This is a genomic window from Streptomyces sp. NPDC086519, from assembly GCF_040686075.1.
Classification (GTDB): Bacteria; Actinomycetota; Actinomycetes; order Streptomycetales; family Streptomycetaceae; genus Streptomyces; species Streptomyces shenzhenensis.
Window position 1 is genome coordinate 163,177 of record NZ_JBFBJL010000008.1, and the last position, 24,855, is coordinate 188,031.

General features: G+C 74.0%; 17 protein-coding genes. 7 read left to right on the top strand and 10 right to left on the bottom strand.

The genetic code is table 11. From position 1 onward, the window contains the following. Positions 1–492: 492 nt before the first annotated feature. On the top strand, positions 493–1,524 hold the full coding sequence (locus AB0P24_RS10870) for a hypothetical protein (RefSeq protein WP_365792375.1): 1,032 nt from the start codon (positions 493–495) through the stop codon (positions 1,522–1,524). Here AB0P24_RS10870 and AB0P24_RS10875 read toward each other — a convergent pair. From AB0P24_RS10875 to AB0P24_RS10890, 4 genes are all read right to left on the bottom strand, one after another. Further along, positions 1,461–1,631, bottom strand: coding sequence for a DUF6760 family protein (locus AB0P24_RS10875; protein WP_089100305.1), 171 nt, complete (start codon positions 1,629–1,631; stop codon positions 1,461–1,463). The two genes, AB0P24_RS10870 and AB0P24_RS10875, sit on opposite strands and share 64 nt — an antisense overlap. After that, a complete protein-coding gene (locus AB0P24_RS10880) occupies positions 1,628–2,101 on the bottom strand; it encodes a hypothetical protein (RefSeq protein WP_365792377.1) in 474 nt (157 codons plus the stop codon). The genes AB0P24_RS10875 and AB0P24_RS10880 overlap by 4 nt, the downstream gene beginning before the upstream one ends. After that, on the bottom strand, positions 2,101–2,544 hold the full coding sequence (locus AB0P24_RS10885; protein WP_365792379.1) for a phage tail protein: 444 nt from the start codon (positions 2,542–2,544) through the stop codon (positions 2,101–2,103). The genes AB0P24_RS10880 and AB0P24_RS10885 overlap by 1 nt, the downstream gene beginning before the upstream one ends. 62 nt (positions 2,545–2,606) lie before the next feature. After that, the gene (locus AB0P24_RS10890) at positions 2,607–4,190 is read right to left on the bottom strand and encodes a phage tail sheath subtilisin-like domain-containing protein (protein WP_365792381.1); all 1,584 of its coding nucleotides are present in this window, start codon (positions 4,188–4,190) and stop codon (positions 2,607–2,609) included. Between the two features lie 363 nt (positions 4,191–4,553). Here AB0P24_RS10890 and AB0P24_RS10895 point away from each other — a divergent pair, with 363 nt between their 5' ends. The 4 genes from AB0P24_RS10895 (at position 4,554) to AB0P24_RS10910 (ending at position 14,365) form a co-directional block, all read left to right on the top strand. After that, complete coding sequence (locus AB0P24_RS10895) at positions 4,554–9,815, top strand: hypothetical protein (RefSeq protein WP_365792383.1); 5,262 nt, start codon at positions 4,554–4,556, stop codon at positions 9,813–9,815. Positions 9,816–9,908: 93 nt separating this feature from the next. Then, positions 9,909–11,390 carry a DUF4157 domain-containing protein gene (locus AB0P24_RS10900; RefSeq protein ID WP_365792385.1) on the top strand — a complete coding sequence of 494 codons (1,482 nt, stop codon included), beginning with the start codon at positions 9,909–9,911 and terminating at the stop codon, positions 11,388–11,390. 103 nt (positions 11,391–11,493) lie between these two features. Beyond that, positions 11,494–12,921, top strand: coding sequence for a hydrolase (locus tag AB0P24_RS10905; RefSeq protein WP_365792387.1), 1,428 nt, complete (start codon positions 11,494–11,496; stop codon positions 12,919–12,921). A 4-nt stretch (positions 12,922–12,925) separates the two neighbouring features. After that, positions 12,926–14,365 (top strand): RICIN domain-containing protein, encoded by a 1,440-nt coding sequence (locus tag AB0P24_RS10910; protein WP_365792389.1) that lies wholly within the window; start codon positions 12,926–12,928, stop codon positions 14,363–14,365. Between the two features lie 73 nt (positions 14,366–14,438). Here the strand turns inward: AB0P24_RS10910 and AB0P24_RS10915 are convergent, their stop codons facing one another. The 3 genes from AB0P24_RS10915 to AB0P24_RS10925 form a co-directional block, all read right to left on the bottom strand. Beyond that, positions 14,439–16,403, bottom strand: a complete 1,965-nt coding sequence (locus AB0P24_RS10915; protein WP_365792391.1) for an ATP-binding protein — start codon at positions 16,401–16,403, stop codon at positions 14,439–14,441. Further along, positions 16,400–17,059 (bottom strand): DUF4255 domain-containing protein, encoded by a 660-nt coding sequence (locus AB0P24_RS10920; RefSeq protein ID WP_365792393.1) that lies wholly within the window; start codon positions 17,057–17,059, stop codon positions 16,400–16,402. Before AB0P24_RS10920 ends, AB0P24_RS10915 begins: the two co-directional genes overlap by 4 nt. A gap of 135 nt (positions 17,060–17,194) precedes the next feature. Then, positions 17,195–17,845: a response regulator transcription factor gene (locus AB0P24_RS10925; protein ID WP_365792395.1), complete on the bottom strand. Its 651-nt coding sequence runs from the start codon at positions 17,843–17,845 to the stop codon at positions 17,195–17,197. Between the two features lie 472 nt (positions 17,846–18,317). Between AB0P24_RS10925 and AB0P24_RS10930 the strand changes: the two genes are divergently transcribed. Then, on the top strand, positions 18,318–21,050 hold the full coding sequence (locus AB0P24_RS10930) for an AAA family ATPase (RefSeq protein ID WP_365792397.1): 2,733 nt from the start codon (positions 18,318–18,320) through the stop codon (positions 21,048–21,050). Positions 21,051–21,128: 78 nt separating this feature from the next. Here AB0P24_RS10930 and AB0P24_RS10935 read toward each other — a convergent pair whose 3' ends face one another. From AB0P24_RS10935 to AB0P24_RS10945, 3 genes are read right to left on the bottom strand one after another with little or no spacing between them, the layout of a single operon-like run. Further along, positions 21,129–22,364 carry an amidohydrolase gene (locus tag AB0P24_RS10935; RefSeq protein WP_365792399.1) on the bottom strand — a complete coding sequence of 412 codons (1,236 nt, stop codon included), beginning with the start codon at positions 22,362–22,364 and terminating at the stop codon, positions 21,129–21,131. 48 nt (positions 22,365–22,412) lie between these two features. Then, positions 22,413–23,405 carry an alpha/beta hydrolase gene (locus tag AB0P24_RS10940; RefSeq protein WP_365792401.1) on the bottom strand — a complete coding sequence of 331 codons (993 nt, stop codon included), beginning with the start codon at positions 23,403–23,405 and terminating at the stop codon, positions 22,413–22,415. 56 nt (positions 23,406–23,461) lie between these two features. Then, complete coding sequence (locus AB0P24_RS10945) at positions 23,462–23,779, bottom strand: antibiotic biosynthesis monooxygenase (RefSeq protein ID WP_365792403.1); 318 nt, start codon at positions 23,777–23,779, stop codon at positions 23,462–23,464. Between the two features lie 143 nt (positions 23,780–23,922). Here AB0P24_RS10945 and AB0P24_RS10950 point away from each other — a divergent pair, with 143 nt between their 5' ends. After that, complete coding sequence (locus tag AB0P24_RS10950; protein ID WP_365792405.1) at positions 23,923–24,828, top strand: AraC family transcriptional regulator; 906 nt, start codon at positions 23,923–23,925, stop codon at positions 24,826–24,828. Positions 24,829–24,855: the final 27 nt, after the last annotated feature.

Consider the following 24,855-nt stretch of genomic DNA (forward strand, 5'->3'; position numbering starts at 1 on the left):
GCGCCAGGCGTGCCGGAGGGCCCGCCGTTGCCAGGGAGCGCGGCGGACGGCGCGGGCGTTGCGGACACCGAGGGTGGCGCAGGGGCCGTGGCAGGGGCAGGAGGGAAGGTCGAGGTGGGCGACGCGGGGGCCGTACGGGCCGTGGCTTCGGGCGACACGGGCACCGAGGCCGCGCCACCGCCACCGCCGGAGGATGCTGTGGCCGGACCCGGACCCGGAGCCGTCGGGCGCGGCCGGGCGGTTGCCGGTGCGGCGCCGGACGCGGACCGCTGTACGGCGGCGGGTGACGGTGCCCCTCCCGGTGCAGCGGCCCGTGGAGCCCGCGGAGCGCTCTCGAAGGAGGTACGGCCGTCACCGCGCGGACGCGACCAGCCCCCGCTCACCCGCACCGGATCCCCGCCGCCGCCCTCGACCGCCCGCTGTACGACCCCGTCCGCCGTCGTTTCGCCGCCGGCTCGGTCACCCTCACCCGACGTCGGCACCACGCCCTCGGTGGCCGTCACCCGCGGCGCCGACGGCAGCGTACGCCGCTGCACGGCCGTCACCGACGTGCTCGCCGGCGCCGTCGTCAGCGCGCTGCGGCGCGGCGGGACGGGCGGTGCCGGCGCGACGCGCGGACCGGTGGCCGGAGCCGGAGCGACCGGGGTCGGCTGTGGCGCCCACGCCACCGGCACCGCCGCCGAAGCGGCAGCCGAGGCCGAGGCCGTCGGTGTGACCGACCGCTGGACATCGGGCATCGCCCGCTGCCCGGCCCTCGCCGCGGAGGGCGCCGGTCCCTCGGCTCGGCCGGTCGACGGGGCCGCCGGGCTCGGCGCGCTGTTCCCGTTCCGTACCGCTCCTGGTGTCACCCCCGGCCGCTGCGCGGCCGCACCACCACCGTGCCGCCCCGCCAACGGCACCCGTTGTACCGCGGGCGCCGCCGAACCAGCGGAGCCCACAGCCCCGGCGGACCGCGTGGATCCACCGGACCTCGCGGACTCCACAGACCCGGCGGACCCCGCCGAGCCGCCCCCGACCGCCCGCAACGGCACCACCGGAACCGACGCGCGTCGGGCGGCCGCCGGCCCCGTCTGCCCCGCCGCTCCCGTCGGCCCCGCCAACGGCAGTGTCTGCACCGGACGTTCCAGGCCGGACACGGCCCCCGCACCCGTGGCGCCAGCAAGGCCGCCACCGGCGAGATGCGCGCTCGACGCGCCGTCCAGGACCGCGTGCGAGCGCGTGCCCATGAACGACGGGTTCTGCCAGGTCGGCAACCGGCCGCCGAACCCGGCGTCCGCGACCGGCCCGCCCGCCCCCAGCGCACGCTGGATCGGCGGCAGCCCGGACCAGGCCGCCGCCACCACGGGCCGCGACACCTCCGCGGGAGCCTCAGGCCCGTTCCCGTTCCCGTTCCCGTTCCCGGACGCGTCGGCCCCCGGCCCCCGTCCGCGCCCACGCATCCGATCCCACAGCCCCACCCGTCAGCCCTCCGCCCCTGCGGAGGCCGCGGCCCGGGTCACCAGAGACGCGATCTCCGCCGTGTAGCGGCGTCGGTCGGCGTGCTCCAGGTCCAGGATGTCCTCCAGGTTCCAGTGGAAGTGGTAGGCGACGTACGCGATCTCCTCGTGCAGCCGGTCGGTCGCGTACGTCACGATTCCCCCAGGCGGCTCCCGCCGAGTTCCACTTCGAAGGGCTCCGAGCAGTGCGGGCAGTTGACCGCGGCTCGGGTGTGCCCCTCGGCGTTGATCTGGCGGTAGAAGTCCTGGAGGAACGCCAGGTCGGAGGCGAACATGTTCTCCACGATCCCGTCGTGCACGAGCGGGAGCGTGCCGAGGCGGGTGATGACCCGGCCCAGCAGCACCACCGACAGGAACGCGGGGTTCTCCTGGACCCGGACGTCCCGCAGCGGGATCAGCTCGTCCCGCGCCGTCGACAGGCGCATCACGCCGTCGCGGTGGACGGTGCCCTGCTCGTCGACGTACCCGCGCGGGAGCTGGAACGGGAACTCCGTGCGCAGCACCTCGCGGGGTGTCTCCGGTTGCTGGGGGACCGGGGGCGCCGCCGCCTCCGCTGCCGCGAGCGGCGCGCCCACTCCCCCGGCCCTGGCGGCCGAACGCCTCATTACTCGATGACCAGTTCTTCGAACGTGATGGTCACCGTCTCGGTCAGCGCGGACGCCTCGCCCGCCTTCACGGTGCTGGTGTCGATCTTGCTGCACCAGGCGTTGCGCAGGTTGTAGCGCTTCACCGGGTTGTTCTGGAAGTCCATCATGATGATGGAGGCGTTCTTGCGGGCGGTGGTCATCTGGCCGTTGATCGACTCGTTGATCCACTGGGTGAACGACGAGGACTGGGTCATACCGCGGACGACCGTGCAGGTGCCGTTCTTCTTCACGCCCGGCAGGTTGCGGACGTGGTTCTTCCCGTCCGGCGTGTTCTGCTGGTAGGTGATGACGTCCTGCTCCATCGTCATGCCGCTGACCTCGGCGAGGTACTCGACCATCACGCCGTCGATCTGCAGGCCGAAATTGTGCGATGTGAGGGCGTCACCCGGCTGGAGACTCATGTGTTACTGCCCGTTCTTCTCAAGGTGCCGTGACATCAAGGGGGTTGGGGACCGAGGGCCTGCTACTCCTGCAACTCGCCGCTGCCGCTGCTGAACTGGGCCAGCCGGAAGATCACGAACTCGGCGGGCTTGACCGGGGCGATGCCGATCTCGCAGATCACCCGGCCGACGTCGACCGACTCCGGCGGGTTGGTCTCCTCGTCGCACTTGACGTAGTACGCCTCCTCGGGCCGCTGCCCGAACAGGGCGCCGCTGCGCCACTCGTTGACCAGGAACGCGGAGATGTTGCGCCGGATACGGGCCCAGAGGTTGTGGTCGTTGGGCTCGAAGACCACCCACTGGGTGCCGATCAGGATCGACTCCTCCAGGTAGTTGAAGTACCGGCGGATGTTGAGGTAGCGCCAGGCCGGGTCGGAGGACAGCGTGCGGGCGCCCCAGATGCGGATGCCCCGGCCCGGGAAGGCCCGGATGCAGTTCACGCCGATGGGGTTCAGGAGGTCCTGCTCGCCCCGGGTGATCTGGAGCTCCAGGTCCACCGCGCCGCGGATCACCTCGTTGGCCGGGGCCTTGTGGACGCCGCGCTCGGCGTCGTTGCGGGCCCAGACGCCGGCCACGTGGCCGGACGGCGGGATCAGCCGGGACTGGCCGGAGGACGGGTCGAAGGTCTTGATCCAGGGGTAGTAGAGGGCCGCGTACTTGGAGTCGTAGCCGGCCGTCTCCTGGCGCCAGACCCGGATCTGACGGGCGTTGAGGCCCGGCGGCGGGTCGATGACCGCGACCCGGTCGCCCATCAGCTCGCAGTGCGCGATCAGGCCGAGCTGGACGGCCTTGACCTGCTCCAGGTCGATCGCGCCGCGCTGGTAGGCGGCCATCAGGTCGGGCACGGCCACCATGGACACCTCGTCGACGGCCTCCAGGCCGCCGAAGCCGGTGCGGTCGGCCGAGTCGCCGAGGTACTCGGCGGGGCCGGGGTGGGAGCCGGCGTCCGCGACGGGGGACGCGGACGCCGGGGCCGGGGCGGGGGCCGCGAGGGCCACCGTCTGGTTGTCCGGACGGGCCAGCTGCGCGGCGGGCGCGGCCTCCGTCACGGTGATGAGCCTGGAGCGCTCCTTGACCTGGGTGACCACGTAGTTGCGGCCGCCCTTCTTCGCGGTCACGTCGAAGGTCTCGACGGGCTTGCCGCCGTCCTTGACGACCAGCCTGAAGCGTTCGGCGGGGCCCTCGCCCTCCGGGTCGGCGACCTCGACGCTCAGGTCGCCGGAGGCGATGGCGCTGACGGAGAAGGTGCCGATCTGCTTGGCCTCACCGGGCGGCAGCGCGGCCGGGGCGGCCGAACCCCGCACCGCGGCGGGCGCGTTGACGGCACCCTCGGCGCCTTCGAAGGAGCCGCCGACGCGGACGACGTACGCCGCCGTGCCGCCGTTGTTGAAGAAGCCGTAGACGGAGTGCGCGAGGTAGTACCCGTCGGTGAACTCACCGAAGGACGCGACGTACTGCGTCCAGTTGGTCACCAGGGTCGGCTCGTTCAGCGGACCGGTCGGGGCCAGGCCCACGAAGGCCGCCACCGACGTGCCCACCCCCTCGATGGGGCGCGAGCCGCTGGCCACCTCCTCGACGTAGACGCCGGGTGACAGGTAGGACGGCATGCTCTGCTCTCCTCGGGGTACGAGACAGGAACGCTTCCCAGCCTCACGCGCGAGCGCGTCCACCGAAACGTCCCCCGGTGCCCGGGCCCGGGCACACCTGTTGCCCCCAAGGGCACCCCCTGGGGGCAGCCGGCCGCCGTACGTCGCTGGTCACCGCGTTCAGAACGCCTCGACCGCCGTTTGTTAACCCACTCGTTCAGCGGCCGTCCCCTTGTGGACCCGTCCCGTACACCCGTTACCCTGCACGGCCAGGCGGGTTGCCTCCCGCCGCGGGCGCCCGCACGCGCCACCAGGACGACCCAGTTCGACCCAGGACGACGAGGACGGGGCCCTCCGGTCCCGCCGGGGACGGGAGTGCGCGGGATGCGGCGGACACGGAAGCCGGTGTCGGGCGAGGGCGGCGCGGGCGGAGCCCGGGTGCGGCACCCCGGCCAGGGCAGGGACGACGGCCCCTCCCGCGAGCAGCCGTCGAGGCCGGGCGCGCCGGTCGGGCTTCCGGCCGCCGCCGAGATGCGGAATTTGCAGAGCAGGGCGGGGAACGCCGCCGTGGCCGGCCTGATCGAAGGCGGCAGACCGCCCGCCCCGGCCCGCACTCCGCCGCCGGCAGCCGCCGAGGCCCGGCGGCAGGGGCCGCTCACGCTTCCCCCGTACCTGAGGTCGATGACCTCGGCGGGCCTGTCCACCGCGTCCGGGCTGACCGGTCACCCGTTCGTCGCCGCGGAGGTGACCCGGGTCACCGGGCAGGACGGCGCCGACGTGGAGGAGATCCAGCAGGAGCTGGCGGGCCGGCCGGAGACCTTCTACGGCCGCGGGCGGGCCTTCGCCGTGCGCGGGGCGAACGGGGCGTCGTACGACGTCACCGTCTGCGTCGTGCCGCGGGACGAGCAGGACGCGGCGGCGCTGTCGTTCGCGGACAGCGCCCAGGGCGAGGACGCCGACACCAAGGTCGACCACCTGCACAACTCGGCGGGCACGGTGGCCGCCGACACGGTCCGCGCCCGCCAGTGGGGCATCAGCGCCTCCGGTACCGTCCTGGCCCCGACGCCCACGCCCGGTGTCCTGGGCGGCGCGCAGCTCGCCGCCGGAGCCGCCCTGACCTCCACCTCGGACACGCACTCCGCGCGCACCGTGTCCGAGCCCCGGACCTTCCGAAGCGGCGGCGGCACGGTCACGGCACGGCGCCGGGTGCGCTTCGTCGTGCGGATCAAACAGCACGGCGCGCGCGGCCGGCACGTCGCGAGCGGTGACGGCAGCCTCGTCATGCGCGTCCCGCACGAGCACCTGGTGCCGCACGGCACCGTACGGCCCGTCCCCGGACCGGAGCTGAGCGAGGAGCAGGCCACCTCCGTGCGGCAGGCCGTGTCCATGGCGGCGATGGCCGTGGAGGACCACGGTGGCCCGCACGGCGGCGGAGGCGGCCTGTTCGACACGGTCGCGTCCGTCCTCGCGCCCTCGGTGACCGCGCCCGGCGCTCCCGGCCGGGCCCGGCTGTTCGCGGCCACCTCCCACCCGGCCGTGCTGCACGACCTGCCCCGCATGCTCGCGGGCTGGGTGCCCGGCGAGGACCTGCCGTCCAAGGACGGCAGCGCCGCCAGTTCGTACCGGATGCGCGCCGACATCGTGTCCCTGACCCCCGGCTGGGGTGCGGGACAGACCCAGCTGCGCACCCATCAGCAGAGCGCGCACGGCTCCGGCCGCACCGCCTCGAAGGGCGCGAGCGGACTGGCCGGGGCCGGTCCCGCGGTCGCCGTCGGCGCACCGGGCGTACCGGTCGCCCGGTTCCAGGGCATGGGCTCCGTCGCTCTGAAAAGCGCCCGGTTCTCGTCGTCCGACCAGACCGTGGCCACCCGGAAGGGTGCCGAGATCCGCGGCGACAAGGTGCTCTACCTCGGCCGGGTCCGGCTGACCGTGCAGGGCCTGGGGCCCGCGTCCCCCGCGCAGCGGCGGTACCCCGGGACGCGCGTCGCCGAGCACACCCTGGACAGCTGGGTCAGCCTGAACGCCCAGGAGGCCCAGCACATCGGGCTGGAGCTGCCGGACGGCGTCCAGGCGGACCCCCTGCACCGCAAGCCCACCGCGACGGCGCCCGACGGCACCGAGCGCGAGACCGAACGCCACCTGCCGTTCGGCGCCGTCGGCAACAGCGTCTCCCTCACCCACCTGGACGTGCGCCCCCTCGTCGAGGCGCTGGAGGGCCTGTTCGCGTCCCGGCCCGAACTGGCCGGCTACCTCCCGGACTTCGCCACCGGTGACCGGGCGGCGGAGCGGATCCCGGACCGGGACGAGTCCGAGGCGCGCATGCGCAACTACCGCGAGCTGGTCACCGTGCTCTCGGAGACCAACCTGCGGGCGAAGAAGAACCAGCTCCTGGGCCCCGGCATCCCGGTGCGGCTGCGCCGGAAGTCCACGCTGCACTCCCACGACGTGCAGATCCGGGTGCGCGGACGGGTCGGCGCGCTCACCTACCTCGGCGACACCGACAACTGGCTGGTACGCAGCAGTTCGGGCGTCGCCTCCGGCGGGCAGACCGGCAGATCCACCGCCCGCAGGGCCGGGGCGCAGGGCAGCGCCAACATCACGCTGCTGCCGGGCGCGCTGTCCTTCGGCGTCACCGCCAACGCCGCGGTGGAGAGCGCGCGCCGCGTCCAGGGCGGCCCCGCGGTCCGGGGCGACTCGCTCAACAGCGGCGACGTGAAGACGAGTACGTTCGGTACGCGGCTGATGCTCGACGCCAAGGTCACCATGACCACCCGGGAGCGCACCCTGAAACGCTCCCTCACCCCCGGCCGCCCGGGCCGCGAGCAGCCCGAGGCCCGGACCGTCGCCTCGCTGGGCGACCTCGACGCCGCCGTACCGCAGCACTTCGACGGGAGCGCGGAGGGGCAGGACGTGGAGCTGAGCACGCCCGCCGCGCTCACCGTGGGCGCCGACGAGCAGCGCAGGACGGCCGCCCGGCGGTCCAGGCCCGCCAGGTTCCACCTCGCCTCCCAGGCCACCGGCATCCACGACATGCTCACCCGGGCACCCGGCCTGGACACCGAACGGCAGGTCCGGGACTGGGACTTCGTGGAGACCGTCGGCGACGGCAGGCAGCTGCGGCAACTGGCCTTCCAGCTGCTCGCCCTGGCCGCGCGCAAGGGCGACCGGGACCGGCCGGGCGACACCGCGTACCAGGCGGAGGGCCTCGCCCCGCGTCTCGCGCTGGAGGAGCGGCTCGGCCCGGAGTCCATCACCGCGGCCCTGCGACAGGCGACCCGCACCGGCTGGGTGGTCGGCGACCTGCGCCACGCCCGGCGTGCGGCCGCGCTGAACGGCGCCGTCGGCACCCGGCTGGCCCTCACCAACCCGCGGGTCCTGCATCGCAGGCCGGAGCAGAGCGGGGCGGGCGGGGCCGGTGTCGAGAACATGGTCCTGGGCGGCCATCAGGCATCGGGGCAGCACGCGTCGACGAAGAGCAAGGCGGTGGCCTTCAACGGCACCGGGTCGGAGCGCGGCGCGGGCTGGACGCTGGCCGAGAGCGTGTCACCCGCCTTCGGACAGGCGACGACCACGACCGACACAGCGACGATCGGCGGCACGATCGAGCGCAACTCCGTGCATCCGCGCTCCCGGCCGCTCTACCTCGTCCAGTGCGACCTGTCCGCGTGGATGGTGGCCGAGGTCGCGGTGAACGGCCGCGGCCCGTACGCGATGTCGCAACGGCTGACGGTGCCGGGCGCCGTCGGACTCTGGCTCACCGAGCCGCAGTTGCGGAAGGCGGGCCTGCGGACGCCGGAGGAGCGGGCCCGCGAGCAGGAGCAGGCGCTGGCGGAGACCGCGGCCAGGTGGCGGCCGGCGTCCGGCGGCCCGGCGGCGGGCACCCCCGATCCGGCCTCGGGGTCCGAACCGGGGCAGGGGATGTCGGAGCGGGCGAGGGGCGAACTCCCGGAGCGGGCGGGGAATGAACTCCCCCAGCGGGAGCGGGGCTCCGGCAGCCGGGACGCCGAAGGGCCGGAGCGGCAGGCCGGTTCGACCGCCCCGCCGCGGGACGTGTCCGACGTACCGGCGCTCGCCGCGCACCTCCCTCTGGGGGCCGGCCTGGTCGACGGCATGCCCGACTTCGTGCCGCTGCTCGGACGGCTGCGCGCGGCGGTGCGGGACCGGGGGCTGGCGGAGGACCTGCTGCCGTCACGGGTGCTGGACGACCGGTTCGAGAACGTGCAGCGGCTGCTGCGGGTGCTGGACCAGGACGGGGCCGTGGGTCTGCTCGCCGGGGCCATGGACGGCGGCGTTCCCGTCGAGCTGCTGCGGAACAGTTCCGTCCCCGGCCGCCGGGCCACGTCGTACTGGGCCGTCTTCCACATCCGCCGCACCGGGCCCGGCACCGTGGCCGGGCCGTCCGGCAACGACCGGGAGATGGAGTTCGCGACCGTCGCGTACGCACAGCGCGCGACCGGCAGCCAGGAGAGCCTCACCAGCGGAGTCGACGCCGCGCTGACCGGTGCCGGCAAGCCGCACGACGACGTGATCGGCAGCGCGGGTGCCGTGGCGGGCCCCGGCATCGGGACGACCACGTCGACCAGGCAGGCCTCGTCCGCCCGGACGCAGACCGGTCTGCGCACCATCGTGGACTCCGAGGCCAACTCGGCGAACGTGACGGTCCCCTTCCAGGCGGAACTCGAACTGCGCTCCGCCGATGGCCAGGTGGCGTCAGTGACCTTCGACGGGTCCTTCGTGCACCGCGCGCTGGACAACGACCTGAAGGCTGTCGCCCGCGCCCGGCCGGAGCACAACGCGGGACCCGCCCGGGGCAGCACGGCCCCGGTGCGCGAGGCCGCTCCGGCCGCCCTGGCCGCGTGGCGTGCGGACGGCGCCGAGCTGCCCATGGAGGCACAGGTCAACGGCTTCCGGGGCGCACCGCAGATACGGGAGCTGATCGGCCGGGCCATGGCGCAGGCGCACGCCGGCAGCGGCTTCCGGAAGACCGGTGGCGCGGCGCACTACGCCCAGCGGGAGGCGGTGTCCACCGAATGGCTCACGGCGGCGCTGCCGCTCCTGGTGTCGGCCGGTGCGCAACTGCCGCCGGTGCACGTGTCCGGCGTCGAGGGTCAGGACATCGCCTGCTCCCTGCACGCGCGGCTGCGCGACGGCGAGATCCTTGGCAGGGGCGACAAGATGACGTTCGAGACGGTCGCGCAGAGCGGCCCCGAGGGCCGCCCGGCGGCCGGCGACGCACAGCACGCCTCCCACCACGGCCGTTCCGCGCGGTTCATGGGCGGCGAAGGACCGGTCCGCGCCGACTACTCGGGCATGAACAACGTCCCCGTCACCTACGGCCGCGACGGCGGTCCGACCGACGCCGCGGGCAACGCCTCCGGCACGGTGCCGCTGCAGAAGCCCAAGGCCGCGTCGGTGCTGGTGCAGTTCACCCTGCACGTCAGGGCCGTGGCCCGGGTGCGGCACCGGCACACCGGGGCGCTGCGCGATCCGGCCCGGGCGGTCGGCGTGCAGGACTACACCCTCACGTACCCCGTGGTGATCCGGATGCCCGAACCGGCGGTACGGCGCATGGCGGCCGCCACGCAGGGCGGCCACGCGCCGGCCGACCCGCACCACGTGCTGACCGCCGCGGACGGGGAGTCCTGAGAACGCTGCCCCCGAGACTGCCCGAACACCCCTTGCCCGATCGGCCCGGGCACTCGTAGTTGTGGTCGAGGGTCCATCGCCGAAAGGTAGTTCATGCACGCACAGGAGGAACACCGCCAGGCCGGCCATCCGCAGGCGGCCCGCCGCCCGGCGGCACCTACGGCGTCCGCCGGCACGGACCGTACGGCCGTGACCGGGACCGCGGCCGGGCTGCTTGCTCTCCAGCGGACGGCGGGCAACGCGGCGGTGGCCCGCACCGTCGAGGCGTCGCGCCACCGGCACGACGCTGCCTGCGGCCATCTGCCGGCGGTGCAGCGGCAGGCGGCCGGCGAGGAACTCCACGAGCACGACCCGGCCTGCGGCCACGTGCCGGCGGTGCAGCGCCAGGCCCTGGTCCACCGGGTGGTCCAGTCCAGCGGCCAGAGCATGGACCAGGCGCTTCAGTCGGAGATGGAGACACGTTTCGACGGCGCGGACTTCAGCGGTGTACGGGTGCACACGGGGTCCCTGGCCCGGGAGTCGGCGCGGGAACTCGGTGCCAAGGCGTACACCACCGGCCCCAACATCGTGGTCGGCGACACCATGACGAAGGAGGACTGGGCCCACGAACTGACCCACTACGAGGATCAGTTGAAGGGCCCTGTGCCCGGCACGGACACCGGTGCCGGGGTCAGCGTGTCCGACGTGAACGACTCCGGCGAACGGCACGCGGTGAGCAAGGCGCGGCGCGTGATGAGCGGGCCGGTGCCCCAGGTGCAGCGGAAGCCGGCGGACACCGGGTCGGGCGCCGCCCCGGCCCCGGTGCCGGCAGGCGCGGGCCCGGTGGCGGTGCAGCGCGTGCTGACTCCCGGGTTCGTCGAGGGCGTGTCCGAGAAACTGGGCGTCGAGAAGGGCACCGTCAAGCTCGTCAAGGTACCGAAGGGCGTACCCGCCGACCGGAAGTTCCGGGACTACGAGGAGGGGTACGTCATCGGCCTGGCCGGCGCCGAGCTGGACGAGAGCGTGCAGTCGCTCAACAAGTACCCGGACGGGAACACCCCGGCCAGTGTGGTGGTCGACCAGGCCGGCGGGGGCGGCTACCTGCGGGAGTCCGGCATCATCCTGGTCAACGCCGACCCGCCCGCCAAGTTCACCTTCGACCAGGTCGTCCAGCACGAGATGGGCCATCTCAAGCAGGTCCAGGCCGGGTTCGACATCGACATGGCCGGGGCCAAACGAGCCCTGGTGGAGTACCACAACATCCTGGTGAACGAGAACCTGTTCGCGGACGAGATGCGCCTTGAGTACACGGACGCCGACAACACCCTGTCGAGCTCGGCCAGGGCGCAGGCCGAGGCCAACGAGGAGACGAAGCCCTTCGCGCCGCTGAGCGACCCGTGGCGGTCGATGGCCGGTTACGTCGCGGCGCACGGTGGCGCGTCCCAGCAGGACCTGTTGCATGCGATCGAGGCCGAGCTGAAGGACCCGAAGTACGACGAGAAGGCCGGCAAGGGCCGGTTCGCCCCGACCCTGCGCGCGAAGCTGCAGCGACGGATCGGGATCATGTACTGGAACCACATGTTCCCCGCGGGGTAGGTCGTGAGGGAGGCCGGAAGGCGTCGGGGCCATGCCTCTTGGGGCACCGGAGCTGCCCCGACGCCTCCTGTGCCGCCCCGGCCGCGGCGCTAGCCTCCGGACGGTGAGCCTGTGGACTTCCCTGGAACCCTCGTCCGCGACCGTCGACCCGGGCGCCTCCACCCGTGTGCGCCTGCGGCTGCGCAACACCGGCGACGTCGTCGACGAGTACCGCTTCGAACCGGTGGGCCCCGTCGCCCCCTGGACGACCGTGGAGCCGCAGACGCTCCGCCTCTACCCAGGGACGACGGGCACGGTGGAGCTGACGTTCGCCCCGCCCCGCACCCCGGACGCGACGGCCGGCCCGAACCCCTACGCGGTCCGCATCACGCCCACCGAGCACCCCGAGGCCGTCACGGTCCCCGAGGGCAACCTCACCATCACGCCCTTCACCGAGCTGCGCGCGGAGCTGGTCCCGCCGACGGTCAAGGGCCGTTTCCGGGGCCGCCCCAAGCTCGCGATCGACAACCTCGGCAACACCAAGCTCACCGCCTCCGTCAGCGGCAGCGACAACGGCGACCAGCTCGCCTACGACCTCCGCCCCAGCAACGTCCAGATCGAACCGGGCCGCGCCGCCTTCGTGAACGCCACGCTGAAGCCGCGGAAGATCATCTGGTTCGGGCCCAAGGAGCAGCGGCCGTACCGGCTCAGCGTGCAGCGGTCGGGGCTGAAGCCGGAGCCGGTCGACGGGACGTACATCCAGCGCGGCTTCCTGCCCCGCTGGCTCGCGACCTTCTTCGGCACCCTGCTGGCCCTCGCCATCACCTTCGCCCTGATCTGGTTCACCTACAAACCCCACGTCCAGAGCCTCGCCCAGGAACAGCCCCAGGTGGCCGGGGTGAGCAGCATCGCCCCCAGCCCCTCGACGACCCCCACCCCGCCCCCGGCGCCCAGCGAGACGGCGGCCGCCGCGCCCCCCGCGGCCCCGTCCACCGAAGCCGCGAACAACAACGGCGGTGGCGGAGGAGGCGGCGGCGCGACGGCCACCGTCACCGCCAAGCCCAAGCAGGACACGGCCGCGACCGCCGTGAACCGGCTCGCCGCGGCCGACCCGGGCGGACGCCACATCTGCTACCGCTCCTACGTCCAGGGCACCGGCTGGCAGAAGCCCGTCTGCGACGGCACGATCTCCGGCACGGTCGGCAAGAACACCCCGATCAAGGACATCAACGTCGCGGTGTACGGGGTGGACGGCTCCGCCGGCAACTCCTTCGTCTACGACTCCCAGTCCACCAACGGGCAGGGCAAGTGGCAGACCTGGACCAAGGTCGTCGCCGACGGCAAGGACAACTACATCGGCAGCACGAAGGCGGCCGACCCGTACTTGGAGACCTTCACCCTCAACATCGGCAACGGCCAGGTCTGCGGATACGCCCAGGTCCACAACGTGGGCTGGGGCAACCAGGCGTGCAGCGACGCCCGCCCGGCCCTGCTCACCCTGGGCACCTGGGACAACACGCTCTGGCTCGAAGCCTTCAAGCTGACGGTGTGAACCGATGACTCTGTGGACCTCCCTCGAACCCGCCTCCGCGACCGTGGACCCGGGCGCCTCGACCCGGGTGCGCCTGCGGCTGCGCAACACCGGCGACGTCGTCGACGAGTACCGCTTCGAACCGGTGGGCCCCATCGCCCCCTGGACGACCGTGGAGCCGCAGACGCTCCGCCTCTATCCGGGCACCACGGGCACCGTCGAGCTCACCTTCGCCCCGCCCCGCACCCCCGACGCGACGGCCGGCCCCAACCCGTACGCCATCCGCATCACCCCCACCGAGCACCCCGAGGCCGTCACCGTCCCCGAGGGCAACCTCACCATCACGCCCTTCACCGAGATCCGTGCCGAGCTGGTCCCGCCCACCGTCAAGGGCCGCTTCCGGGGGCGCCCGCAGCTGGCCATCGACAACCTCGGCAACACCAGGCTCACCGCGTCCGTCGGCGGCAGCGACAACGGCGACCAGCTCGCCTACGACCTCCGCCCCAGCAACGTCCAGATCGAGCCGGGCCGCGCCGCCTTCGTCAAGGCCACCCTCAAACCCCGGAAGATCATCTGGTTCGGGCCCAAGGAGCAGCGGCCGTACGCCCTCACCGTCCAGCGGTCGGGCGTCCTTCCCCAGCCTGTGGACGGCACCTACATCCAGCGCGGCTTCCTGCCCCGCTGGCTGGCCACCCTCTTCGGCACCCTGCTGGCCCTCGCCGTCACCTTCGCCCTGATCTGGTTCAACTACAAACCCCGCGTCGGAAGTCTCGCCCAGGAACAGGTCCAGGAGGCCGGGGTGAGCAGCATCGCGCCCAGCCCCACGGCGAGCCCGCCCCTGGCCGCGGCACCGGCGCCCTCGCCGACCCCCGTGGCGCAGCAGCCGGCGAACGACGGCAACGGCTCGTCCGGCGCCCAGGGGGGCGGCGGCCAGTCCCAGCCGGCCCCTCGGGCGACGAAGAAGAAGGCCGCGAAGCCGGTGGTCCCCGCGACGAACATCCTGCTGCGCAACACCACCACCAAGAAGTGCGCGGACGTCCCGGGCTACGGCAACGGCACCAGCAACGGGCCGGTGCGGGAGTACACCTGCGACGAGACGACCAACGACAACCAGCTGTGGAACCTGGAGGTGCGGTACCCGAAGGGCGGCCCCGGCTCGGCCGCGCTCTTCCAGATCCGCAACGCCAAGGACCAGCTCTGCATGGACCTGCCCGACTACGGTTCGGCCAAGCTGTCCTCGCCGATCACCGAGTACAAGTGCGACGGCACGAAGGCCGACAACCAGCTGTGGTGGATCGACAAGCAGCCCAGCGGCGCCTACTGGATCCGCAACTTCGCCAGCGACAACCTCTGCCTGGACGTCGCGGGCTACAGCACCGGCGGCAACGACACGAACCTGACCCTGTACCACTGCTCGAACACGGACGACCAGGAGTGGCGGATCGTGCACCCGTCGGGGGACTGACCCCGCCAGGGGCGCGGGGCTGTATCGATGTGCGGCTGCCGCCCCACCCCCTTCCGGCGCTCCCGCACGACGCTCACGCCCAGGTCCCCGGCACCAGGCGCCCCGCCTTGCGGTACTCGCGCCGTGCCCCTTCGAGCAGGTCCGCCGCGCCGACGGGTTCGTCCCGGTCTGCCGCGAGGTACGCCGCGGTCACCACCGCGCTCCGGATGGAACCGCCGGCGAGCTCGAACTCCGAGGCCAGCGGGCGCAGTTCGATGCCCTCTTCGCTCGGCACGTGCACCAGGCCGTGCCGCCACAGGGCCAGCCGCTGTTCCTCGTCCGGGAACGGGAAGTCGATCACCAGGTCGAGGCGGCGGGTGAAGGCCTCGTCGATGTTGGCGCGCAGGTTGGTGGTGAGCAGCGCGATGCCGTCGAAGGCCTCCAGGCGCTGGAGGAGGTAGGCCGACTCCAGGTTGGCGTACCGGTCGTGGGCGTCCTTGACCTCGGAGCGTCGGCCGAAGACGGCGTCGGCCTCGTCGAAGAGCAGCACGGCGTCGGTGCGGTCGGCCTCGGTGAAGATGCGTTCGAGGTTCTTCTCGGTCTCGCCGACGTACTTGTCGACGACGGAGGAGAGCTGCACGACGTAGAGGTCCAGGCCCAGTTCGGCGGCCACCACCTCCGCGGACAGGGTCTTGCCCGTGCCCGACTCACCGGCGAACAGGCCGAGCACTCCCCGTCCCCGTCCGCCGCCCGCGCTCAGCCGCCAGTCGCCGAGCACCCGGTCGCGGTGCCGGGCGCGCAGCGCGAGTTCGCGCAGCTCGGTGAGCGGCCGTTCGGGCAGCACCAGGTCCCGCCAGTCGACGGCGGGCCGGATCCGGCGGGCGTGCTGTTCCAGGCCCGAGGCGGACTGCTGGCGGGCGCCGAGCCGCAGGTGGGCGGCGGTGAGCGGGGTGCCGTCGAAGGCGGCGAGGGCCTGCGCGGCGCGGGCCGCCCGGGTGAGGCGCTCGCCGCCGAGATGGTACGGGGCGACGGTGGCCGCGAGGTCGAAGCCGGGGTCGCCGGGCAGCACGGCCGCCCAGGCGTCCAGGGCGGTGGCCCGCCGGGAGGGCACCTCCAGGACCAGCGGGTCGCGGTGGTCGCACCACTGGGGGTCGTAGGGGCGGTCGGTCGTGACCAGCACGGTGACGTCCCGGACGGCGGTTCCCAACGCCCGCAGGAACGGTCCCGGCTGCGCACTGTCGACGAGTACCGCGCGGCCGCTCAGCCGGGCCTCCCGCAGCAGCTCGGGGATCCGCTCCTCGGGCCCGGTGTAGTGCAGCGCCTCCTGCCCCGCGAGCCCCAGCGCGGCCGTGGCACAGCCGCGGCCCTCGCCCTCCCGCCGTTCCCGCAGGAAGGCGAAGAGCGGCCCGGCGGCGATCCGCGCGGCCAGCCGGCGTACGAACTCCGCGTCGGCGGGTTCGCTGTCGTACGACGGCTCCCGCAGGCATCCGGTCAGCGCCGGGTCCGGGGTGTCGTCGCCGAGCAGGTGCGCCAGGACCCGGTCGGGGACGCGCAACGAGCGGCTGAGGAAGGGGCGTTCGGGCTCCTCGACGGTGAGCAGGCCGAGCGCGGTGAGCGGGGCGGTGGGATGGAAGCGGGCGCGGGCCGCCGCGAGGTGCGCGGGGGCGCCGTACAGGTCGAGGGCGAGGCCGACGGTGGCGCGGCGGCGGCCGACGTCGTCGTTGAGGTAGCCGTACAGCGGCTCGAAGGTGCGGTCGAGGTCGGGGGCGAGGGCGATGAGCAGGAGGGCGGTGTCGAGGCGGGTGAGGCGCAGCCGGGTCGCGAGGTCGGCGAGAGGGTCGGTGAAGTCCCCTGCCAGAGATGGGAGTTCGGATGGTTCGGAGGGCGGGTGCAGCAGGTGCAGCACCGCTTCCTCGGAGAGGTAGAGGCCGCGCAGCGGGTCGGTGGCCGTCGGGTCGTCGGCCGAGCGGTGGGCGACGAGGGCGGCGGCCCGGTCGCGCAGCGCGGACAGCCGGACGAGGAGCGCGGCGGCCGGCTCCAGGGAGACGTCCAGGGTCACGCCCGGTCCCTCCGGGCGGCCGCGGCCTCGGCGACCTGGCCGGGCCGGTGGGCCCGCTCCTCCAGCACCGGCGCGGTGTCGTCCAGCCCGCCGCGTACGCGCACGGCGGCGCCCTCGGTGACCGGCGGACCGGCGTCGTACTCGGGGTAGGCCGGGAACGGCGCCGTGATCACGACGTCCAGGGACGGCTTGAGCTCACCGCCGAGCGCCGACCAGATCTCGGCGAGGGAGCGGGCCTCGGACTGGATGCCGGCGCACGAGAGGGGGATCGTCAGCCCCAGGCGGCCCAGGGAGCCGGGCAGTTCGGCCGGATGGATCAGCTCGCGGGGGATCAGCGTCGCGAGCACGGCGCTGATCAGCCGGTGCTCGTCCTCGGGCCGCTTGGTCCACGCCGTCACCAGGTACGACAGCCGGAACCACCGGGGCGGCTGGCGGCGCTTGACCACGACGTCCCGCTCGTCCCGGACGTCGATGTGCCCGCGCTGGCGCCGGTTGACGTCCTCCCGGATGTCGTACAGATAACTGTTGATCACCGGTCCGTTGCGGCGGGCCGACCAGTCGCGGGTCGGGGCGTCGAAGGAGACCTCGATGCCGGAGCCCTCCAGCGCACCACCGGTCAGCAGGTTCCGCAGCACCTGGTCCACCTCGTGGATCACGCCGTACTCACCACCCCATGGCCCCGCGCGGACCCCTCGTCACTCACGTCCATCCTGCCCTTCGCCCCCGCCGCCCCCGCAGGCACGGCCGGGCAGACCGGCCTGCCCCGGAACCGGTGTCCGCTGCCCGATCGGTCAGATGTAGCCTTCCCGGAGGGCATGGGCGACGGCGTGGGCCCGGTTGCGCAGATGCAGTCGGGTGGTCAGCCCGTGCATGACGTTCTTGACGGTGCGTTCGGAGTAGGACAGCTTGCTGGCGATCTCACCGGTGTCGAGCCCCTCGGCGACCAGCCGCAGCACGTCCACCTCACGGGCGGACAGCCCGGCGGCCGGGGCGCCCGGACGGCCGGCGGCGCTGCGGTGCAGGGTGCCGACCTGGTTGATGAGCCGGCCGAGCAGGTCGGCCGGCAGGTCCCCGTCGCCCCGGGCGGCCGCGAGGACGGCCTGCACAAGCCGGAGTTCGGTGGCCTCGTGGCGCCATACGATGGCCCCGACCCCGCACTCGATCACATCGAGCAACTCGGCCTCGCGCAGCGCCCCGACCACGAGTACGGCCCGCGCCCCCTCGCTGCGCACCACCCGGCGCAGCCGGGTCAGTTCCGGTTCGTCGAGGCTGTCACAGATGAGCAGCGCCACCGTGCCGGGCCCGGTCTCGGACTCGTCCCGCACCTCGACCTCCGGGTGGCGCCGCAACTGGCTGAGCGCGCCCTCCCGGGAGATCGGGTCGGGTGCGTACACCGCCACGGGCGTACGGCCGACGGCTGCGAATGGGCTGTTGCTGACCAACCGCTTCCCCTATGTCCACGTGCCCGTCACCCCTGAGGGAAACAGTGACGGACGTGAGTGACCAGCCTGCTGTGGCCGAAGGGGCAAGGACAATCGTGGACCACCACGACAAGGACCACGAGATGTTCGGGGGCCGGGTCGGGGGTGCCTGGGGTCGTGGGTGCCCCGCGAGTGCGTGGTGGCTGGTCGCGCAGTTCCCCGCGCCCCCAAGAAGGTGGGTCCACCGGTCCCACCCGAAAAGGGGCGCGGGGCTGCATCGCATATGCGGCTACCGCCGCGTGGGCGCGAGCAACCCCCGCCGGCCCGCGGGGCACCCACGCCCCCAGGCACCCCCCGCCCCACCTCCACAGCCCCGTATCAAATGTGCCGCCCCGGCAACAAACCCACCGTCCGCCCCCGCCGCCTCACAACCTCTCCCATCCCCACCCGCTCTAACCCCTCAGACCCACCAGCACACCGCGAGGAGCCAGGCATGACCCGTCCGTCCCCTGAACTCGCCGCCGCCATCGGCCTGTTGGCCGAGGAAGCCGAGCGCACGCGAACCGGTGGCGGTCGGCTCGTGCTGCTGCGGGGTGCCACCGGGACCGGACGCACCACCGTCCTGGAGGCCGCCGCCGAGCAGGCGGCCGCGCTCGGGCTGAAGGTCCTGCGCGCTCGTTGCTCGCCCGGCGACAGCGCCATCTCCTTCGCGACGGTCCTGCAACTCCTCGGCCCGGTGCCGGAGTTCGCCGACCTCGCGGTGGACGGGGACGAGCGGGCCACCGCCGCCGCGCTCTGGCGGGTGCTGCGCGGCTACGCCGAGGACTCGCCCCTGCTCGTCGTCGTGGACGACGTCCACCTCGCCGACGCCCCCTCGCACCGCTGGCTCGTGGAGTCCGCCCGGCACATCGACCGCTTACCGATCCTCCTCGTCGTCAGCGAACGCAGCCAGTACGACCTCGATCCGCCAGCCCCCGGCTTCGCCCACACCCTCCCGCCGGCACTGGTGCGCACCCACACTTTCGCCCCCCTCGCCCCCGCGGCCGCCGCCGCCCGCGTGCGCGCCAGGTTCCCCGCCGCGTCCCCGTTGTGGACCGACGCCTGTGTCCAGGCCGCCGCCGGCAGCCCCCTGCTGCTGGAGGCCCTCCTCGACGACCTCGGCGAGAGCCGTCACCCCGACGTGCCCGAGACGACCGCCGCCCTCTATCCGGGCGCGTACCCGGCCGCCGTCCAGTGGTGGCTGGACAGTGCGGGACCGGCCACCACCGAGGTGGCCCGTGCCCTCGCCGTCCTGGAGGAAGCCCCCGGCACCGGCCTGCCGGAGAACGAGATCACCCCGCTCCTCGCCGAACTCGCCGACGCCGACCCCATCCGGGTGGCCGGCTGGCTCACCGCCATGACCAGCCTCGGCATGCTCACCCTCGGTGCCGACGGCCGCCCGCACTTCCCGCATCCCCTGCTGCGCGACGCCATCCTCACCGGCGTCCCCGCCGCCCGCCGCCGCACCGCGCACCGGGCGATCGCCGAGGCGATGCTGCGCCAGGACGCCCCCGCCGAGGCCGTGGCCGGCCACCTGCTCGCGACCGGTCCGGTGGACGCCCCCTGGGCGCTGCCCCTGCTCCAGGACGCGGCCGCCGTCGCCCTCTACGAGGACCGCCCGGAGGACGCCGTCGCCTATCTGCGCCGCGCCCTGGAGGAGCCCCTCCCCGACGACCACCGGCAGCGGCTGCTGACCGAGCTGGGCTCCCTGGAGTACGCGGCGCCCCGCTCCACCGCCGCCATCCCGCGGCTCGCCGAGGCGGTCCGGATGCCGGCCGCCCCGCAGGACCGGGTGCGCGCCGCCGTCGCCCTGGGCACCGCGCTGACCGGCCGGGGCCGCACCCGCAAGGCCGTCGAGCTGCTGCGCTCCGTGGACGGCGAACTGGACGGCCACCCCGACCTGGTCCGCACCCTGCACACCGCCTCGGTGCTCCTGTCCGACCAGGACCAGGAGGTACGCCAGGAGGTCTACCGGCGGCTGTCCGAGACCGCCGAACGCTCCCCGGAGCTGGTCGGCACGGCCGGCCAGGCCCTGCTGGTGCGGCACGCGGCCTCCGCGGGCCTCACCTCGGCCCGGGACGCCATGCGGCGGCTGCGCACCCTGCTCGCCGAGCCCGCCGACCCGCTCACCGAGCCGTTCCTCGTCGGCACGGCGGCCACGGTCGCCCAGTGGGCCGACGAACTCGACGAGGCCGACCGGCTGGTGGACCGGGGCCTGGCCGGGCAGCGCCCCGACCTGCTGCACCCCATGCACCAGGCGCTGCTCAACAGCCGTACGGACATCGCGGCGGCCCGCGCCGACTACGCCCGCCTGGCCGCCGTCCCCGGCCCGGTCACCCCCACCAACGCCCACGCGCACGCGCTGATCGCGCTCGTGGAGACCGGCCGCGGCGCACAGGCCGCGGAGCTGGTCGCCGGGATCGACCTGCGGGAGGCACCGGACTCCTGGGAGCTGAACCGGTTCCTGTACGCGCGGGGCGTGGTGCGGGCCGCCACCGGTGACCCGGCCGCCGCGCTGCACGACTTCCTGGAGTGCGGCCGCCGCCAGACGGCCCGTGAGGTGATCAGCCCGGTGGTCACCCCCTGGCGGACGGCCGCCGCCGAGTGCCGGCTGGCCCTGGACCGTCCGCTGGAGGCCATCGCCCTGGCCGAGGAGGAGCTGCGGCTGGCCCGGGTCTGGGGCACCCCGCGCACGGTCGGCCGGGCGCTGCGCGTCCTCGGCACGGCGACCGGCGGCCGCCGCGGCCTGGAGCTCACCGAGGAGGCTGTCGGGCTGCTGCGGGACGGCGGCCCGGCCGGTACCGAGCCGGCGCTGGCCCTGATCGCGCTGGGCCGCCGGCTGACCGCCGCCGGTGAGGCGGCCCGCGCCCGCGACTGCCTGCGGGAGGCCGCCGAGCACGCCGAACGACTGGGCGCCGCACGGCTCCTGGAGCTGACCGAGCAGATCCTGCGGAAGGGCGGCGCCCGCTCCCCCAGACGGCGTACGGGCGCCGCCTCCCTCACCGGCAGCGAGCGGCGGATCGCCGAACTCGCCGCCGAGGGCCGCACGAACGTGGAGATCGCGGCCCTGCTCCATCTGGCCCGCCGCACGGTGGAGACCCACCTCACGCACGCCTACCGCAAGCTCGGGATCCGCCGCCGCACGGACCTGCGCCCGGCCCTGGAGCAGCCCGCCTCCCGCCCGTAGCGGACGAGGCCGGCCGGCACCCGGTGCGGTCGTCTCCCGCTCACCGGCGGGCGGGCGCGCCGCGCCGAGCCGGGCGGGTCAGGGGGCGAGCCAGTGGGCCGCCGCCGCGAGCAGGGCCCGTACGCCCGTCTCGATGGTCGGGTCGGGGACGGGGGCGAAGCGCGGGGAGTGGTTGGAGGGGATCTGCGGGGGGATGCCGTCGCGGATCAGGGCCTCCGGGTCGACGCCCTCGTAGAGCGTGTGGTCGGCGCCGCCGACGAACCAGAAGACCGAGGGCGCGTCCAGGGCCGTGCCGAAGGCGCCGAAGTCCTCGCTGTTGGGGACGGGTGAGGTCAACTCGAAGGTGAGGCCGGGGAATTCGGCGGCCTGCGCGGTCTGTACCGCCTCGGTCGCGGCGGGGTCGTTGTGGGTGACCGGGAAGGAGTCGACGGGGACGATCTCCGGCTCCTTGGGAGCGCCGGAGGCGGCCGCCTCGGCCCGTATGATCCGCTCGATCGCCGTCAGCACCCGCTCCCGTACGGCCGGCGTGGTGGACCGGACGTTGAGTTCCAGCTCGACGGTGTCCGGGATGATGTTGTCCTTGGTCCCGCCGTGGATCGAACCGACCGTGACGACGGCCTGCTGGCCGGCGGCCACCTCCCGGGAGACGACCGTCTGAAGCCGCATCACCACGGCCGCGGCCAGCACCACCGGGTCGACGGTCGCCTCCGGCGTGGACCCGTGGCCACCCCGGCCGAACAAGGTGACCCGCAGACTGTCCGCGCCCGCCATCAGCGCCCCCGCCCGGGTCCCGACCAGCCCGGCGGGCGCCGCCGCCACATGCTGCGCCAGGCACACCTGGGGCCGCGGGAACCGCTCCGCGAACCGGTCCGCGAGCATCCTCGGCGCCCCGCCGACCTCCTCGGCCGGCTGGAACACGGCGACGACCGTGCCACGCCACCCCTCCCGCCGGGCCGCCAGCTGCCCGGTCGCCCCCAGCAGCCAGGTGACGTGCATGTCGTGCCCGCAGGCGTGCATCACCCCGTCGTTCGTCGAGGCGTACGGCAGCCCGGTCTCCTCCCGCACCGGCAGCGCGTCCATGTCGGCCCGCAGCAGGACGACGGGCCCCTCCCCGTTGGCCAGCACCCCGACCACCCCGGTGCCGCCCACCCCCTCGGTGACCTCCCAGCCCTGCTCCCGCAGCCGCCCCGCGGCCACGGACGCGGTCCGCTCCTCCTGGAAGGACAGCTCCGGATGCGCGTGCAGGTCCTCGTACAGCGCCCGCAGCGCGGGCAGCCGCTCGCTCAGGCCGGTCAGGAGGGGGCTGGTGTTCATGGCGTCGTCTCCAGGAGTGGATGGGGTGTCGACCCGTCGAGTCCAGGATCACGAGGAGAGCGGTGACCGTCGAGTCCGCAGCAGCCTGGCCAGCCATTCGGTGCGGGTCCGGCGGGCCGTGGCGGAGATCTCCGCCTGCGGACACAGGGCGTCGAACCCGTGGAACCCGCCCGCCCAGACATGGAGTTCGGCCTGGCCGCCGGCCGCCCAGATGCGGGCGGCGTAGTCGGTGTCCTCGTCGCGGAAGACCTCGGCGGAGCCGGTGTCGACATAGGTGGCCGGCAGGCCCGAGAGGTCGTCGGCCAGCGCGGGTGAGACGTACGCGGGCACCTCGCCGTCGGGGAGGCCGGCGAGGACGCAACGCCACCCGAACGCGTTCATCTCGCCGGTCCAGACGCCGGGCACCCCGGTGTACTGGTGGCTGGACGTGGTGCGGTTGCGGTGGTCGAGCATGGGGCCGATCAGCACCTGCCCGGCGAGGGCGGGGGTGCCGAGGTCACGGGCCAGCAGGGTGACGCCGGCCGCGAGTCCACCGCCCGCGCTGGCGCCCGCGACCACGATCCGGGCGGGGTCGACGCCCAGTTCGGCGGCGTGTTCGGCGACCCAGAGCAGGCCCTGGTAGCAGTCGTCCACCAGGGTGGTGCCGGTGGCCTCGGGTGCCAGCCGGTAGTCCACGGAGACCACCACGGCGCCGAACTCGTCCAGCCACTCCAGCGGGATGTCGAGCTGTGAGAAGCGGTCGCCCATGACCATCCCGCCGCCGTGCACCCAGTAGACGCACGGTGCGGCGGTGGGCCCGTCGTACTGGGAGTTCTCAGGTCGTACGGGGCTGAGGATCGTCAGCGGGATCGGGGTACCGTCCTCGGCGGGCACCGTGGTCTCGCGCCGGTCGACGTTCCGGTGGACCAGCAGGGGCTCCACGGGGGTGGAGGAGTACGGACGCACCTCCTTGAGGAGGTCCTCGGTGAGCTCGGACATGAGGGGTATGCCGGCCAGCAGCTCACGCAGCTCGGAGTCCAGTTCGGGTCGGGCGGTGGTCATGGTCGTCGCCTTTCGGGGGGTCTCGGGGGCTTTCCGGGGTGTCTCGGTGGGGGAGGTCAGAAGGCGGCCTTGCCGCGGACCGGGACGTAGTCGGTGTACTCGGGCTCCTTGGCCAGCAGCGGGGGGATCCGCGCCACGATGGCCTGGGCCGCGTCCCCGGCGAAGACCCGGTGGTGGTCCTCCTCGCTGGTCCAGCCCTCGGTGACGTGCACGACGTCGGGGTCGGAGGCGGAACGGGAGACGAGGTAGACGACGCAGTGCTCGCTCGCACCGGGACTGCCCTCGTCCAGGCCGGTGAGCAGCAGGTCGACGAGCTCGTCGGCCTTTCCGGGCGCGGCGGTCAGGACGGCGTTGAAGCCATAGGTCGCGATCACGACTTTCTTCCTTCCGGGTGGTGGAGTGGAGTGATTCCATTCAACCGCCCTGACCTGCGGAAACGTTAGAACGATAGTGCCTCGTACTTGCACGATCCTCGCGGCTCCGGGAGCAACGCCCGAGAGGATGCTGCAATGGAGGCATGCCTCTCGATGAGCTCCGCACCCTGCTGGACCGGCACGCCCGCCCCGACTCGGCCACCGCCGTCGACGGCGTCCTGATCTCGAAGGTCGACCGGGCCGGCCCACCGGCGGCCGCCATGTCCGGCACGGTGCTCGCCGTGATCGCCCAGGGCGCCAAACGCCTCGCCCTCGGCGACCGCGTCTACGAGTACGGCCCCGGGCAGTACCTGGTCGCATCCGTCGACCTGCCCGTCACCGGGCAGTTCCTCCAAGCCGAACCCGAGCGGCCGGCCCTGGGCTTCGGCCTCACCCTGGCCCCCTCCGCCGTCGCCGAACTGCTGCTGCAGGCCGGTCCCGGCGACATCCCCCGCGCCCCCGCCGGCACCCCGCCGGGCATCGCCGTCAGCGACGCCCCGGCCGCGCTCCTCGACGCGGTGGTCCGGCTGCTGCGGCTGCTCGACGAACCCCGCGACCTGGCCGTGCTGGCGCCCCTGTACAAGCGCGAGATCCTGTGGCGCCTGATCACCGGCGAACAGGGGGCGACGGTGCGCCAGCTCGGCCTGGCCGACAGCGGGCTGAGCCATGTCTCACGAGCCGTGCGCTGGATCCGCGAGCACTACGCGCAGCCGTTCCGGGTGGAGGACGTGGCACGCCTGGCCGGCATGAGCGTCTCGGCGTTCTACCGCAACTTCCAGGCGGTCACGGCGATGAGCCCCATCCAGTTCCAGAAGCAGATCCGGCTCCAGGAGGCCCGGCTGCTGCTCGCCACCCACCCCGGCGACGTCACGGGGGTCGGCCAGCGGGTCGGCTACGACAACCCGTCGCAGTTCAGCCGGGAGTACCGCCGCCAGTTCGGCGTACCCCCGAGCCGGGACGCGGCCCACCTGCGCGCCGCCGCACCCGCACCGGCGGGCGCCCTGGCCTGAATCCCGCCCGGGAGCCGGCCCCGGCGC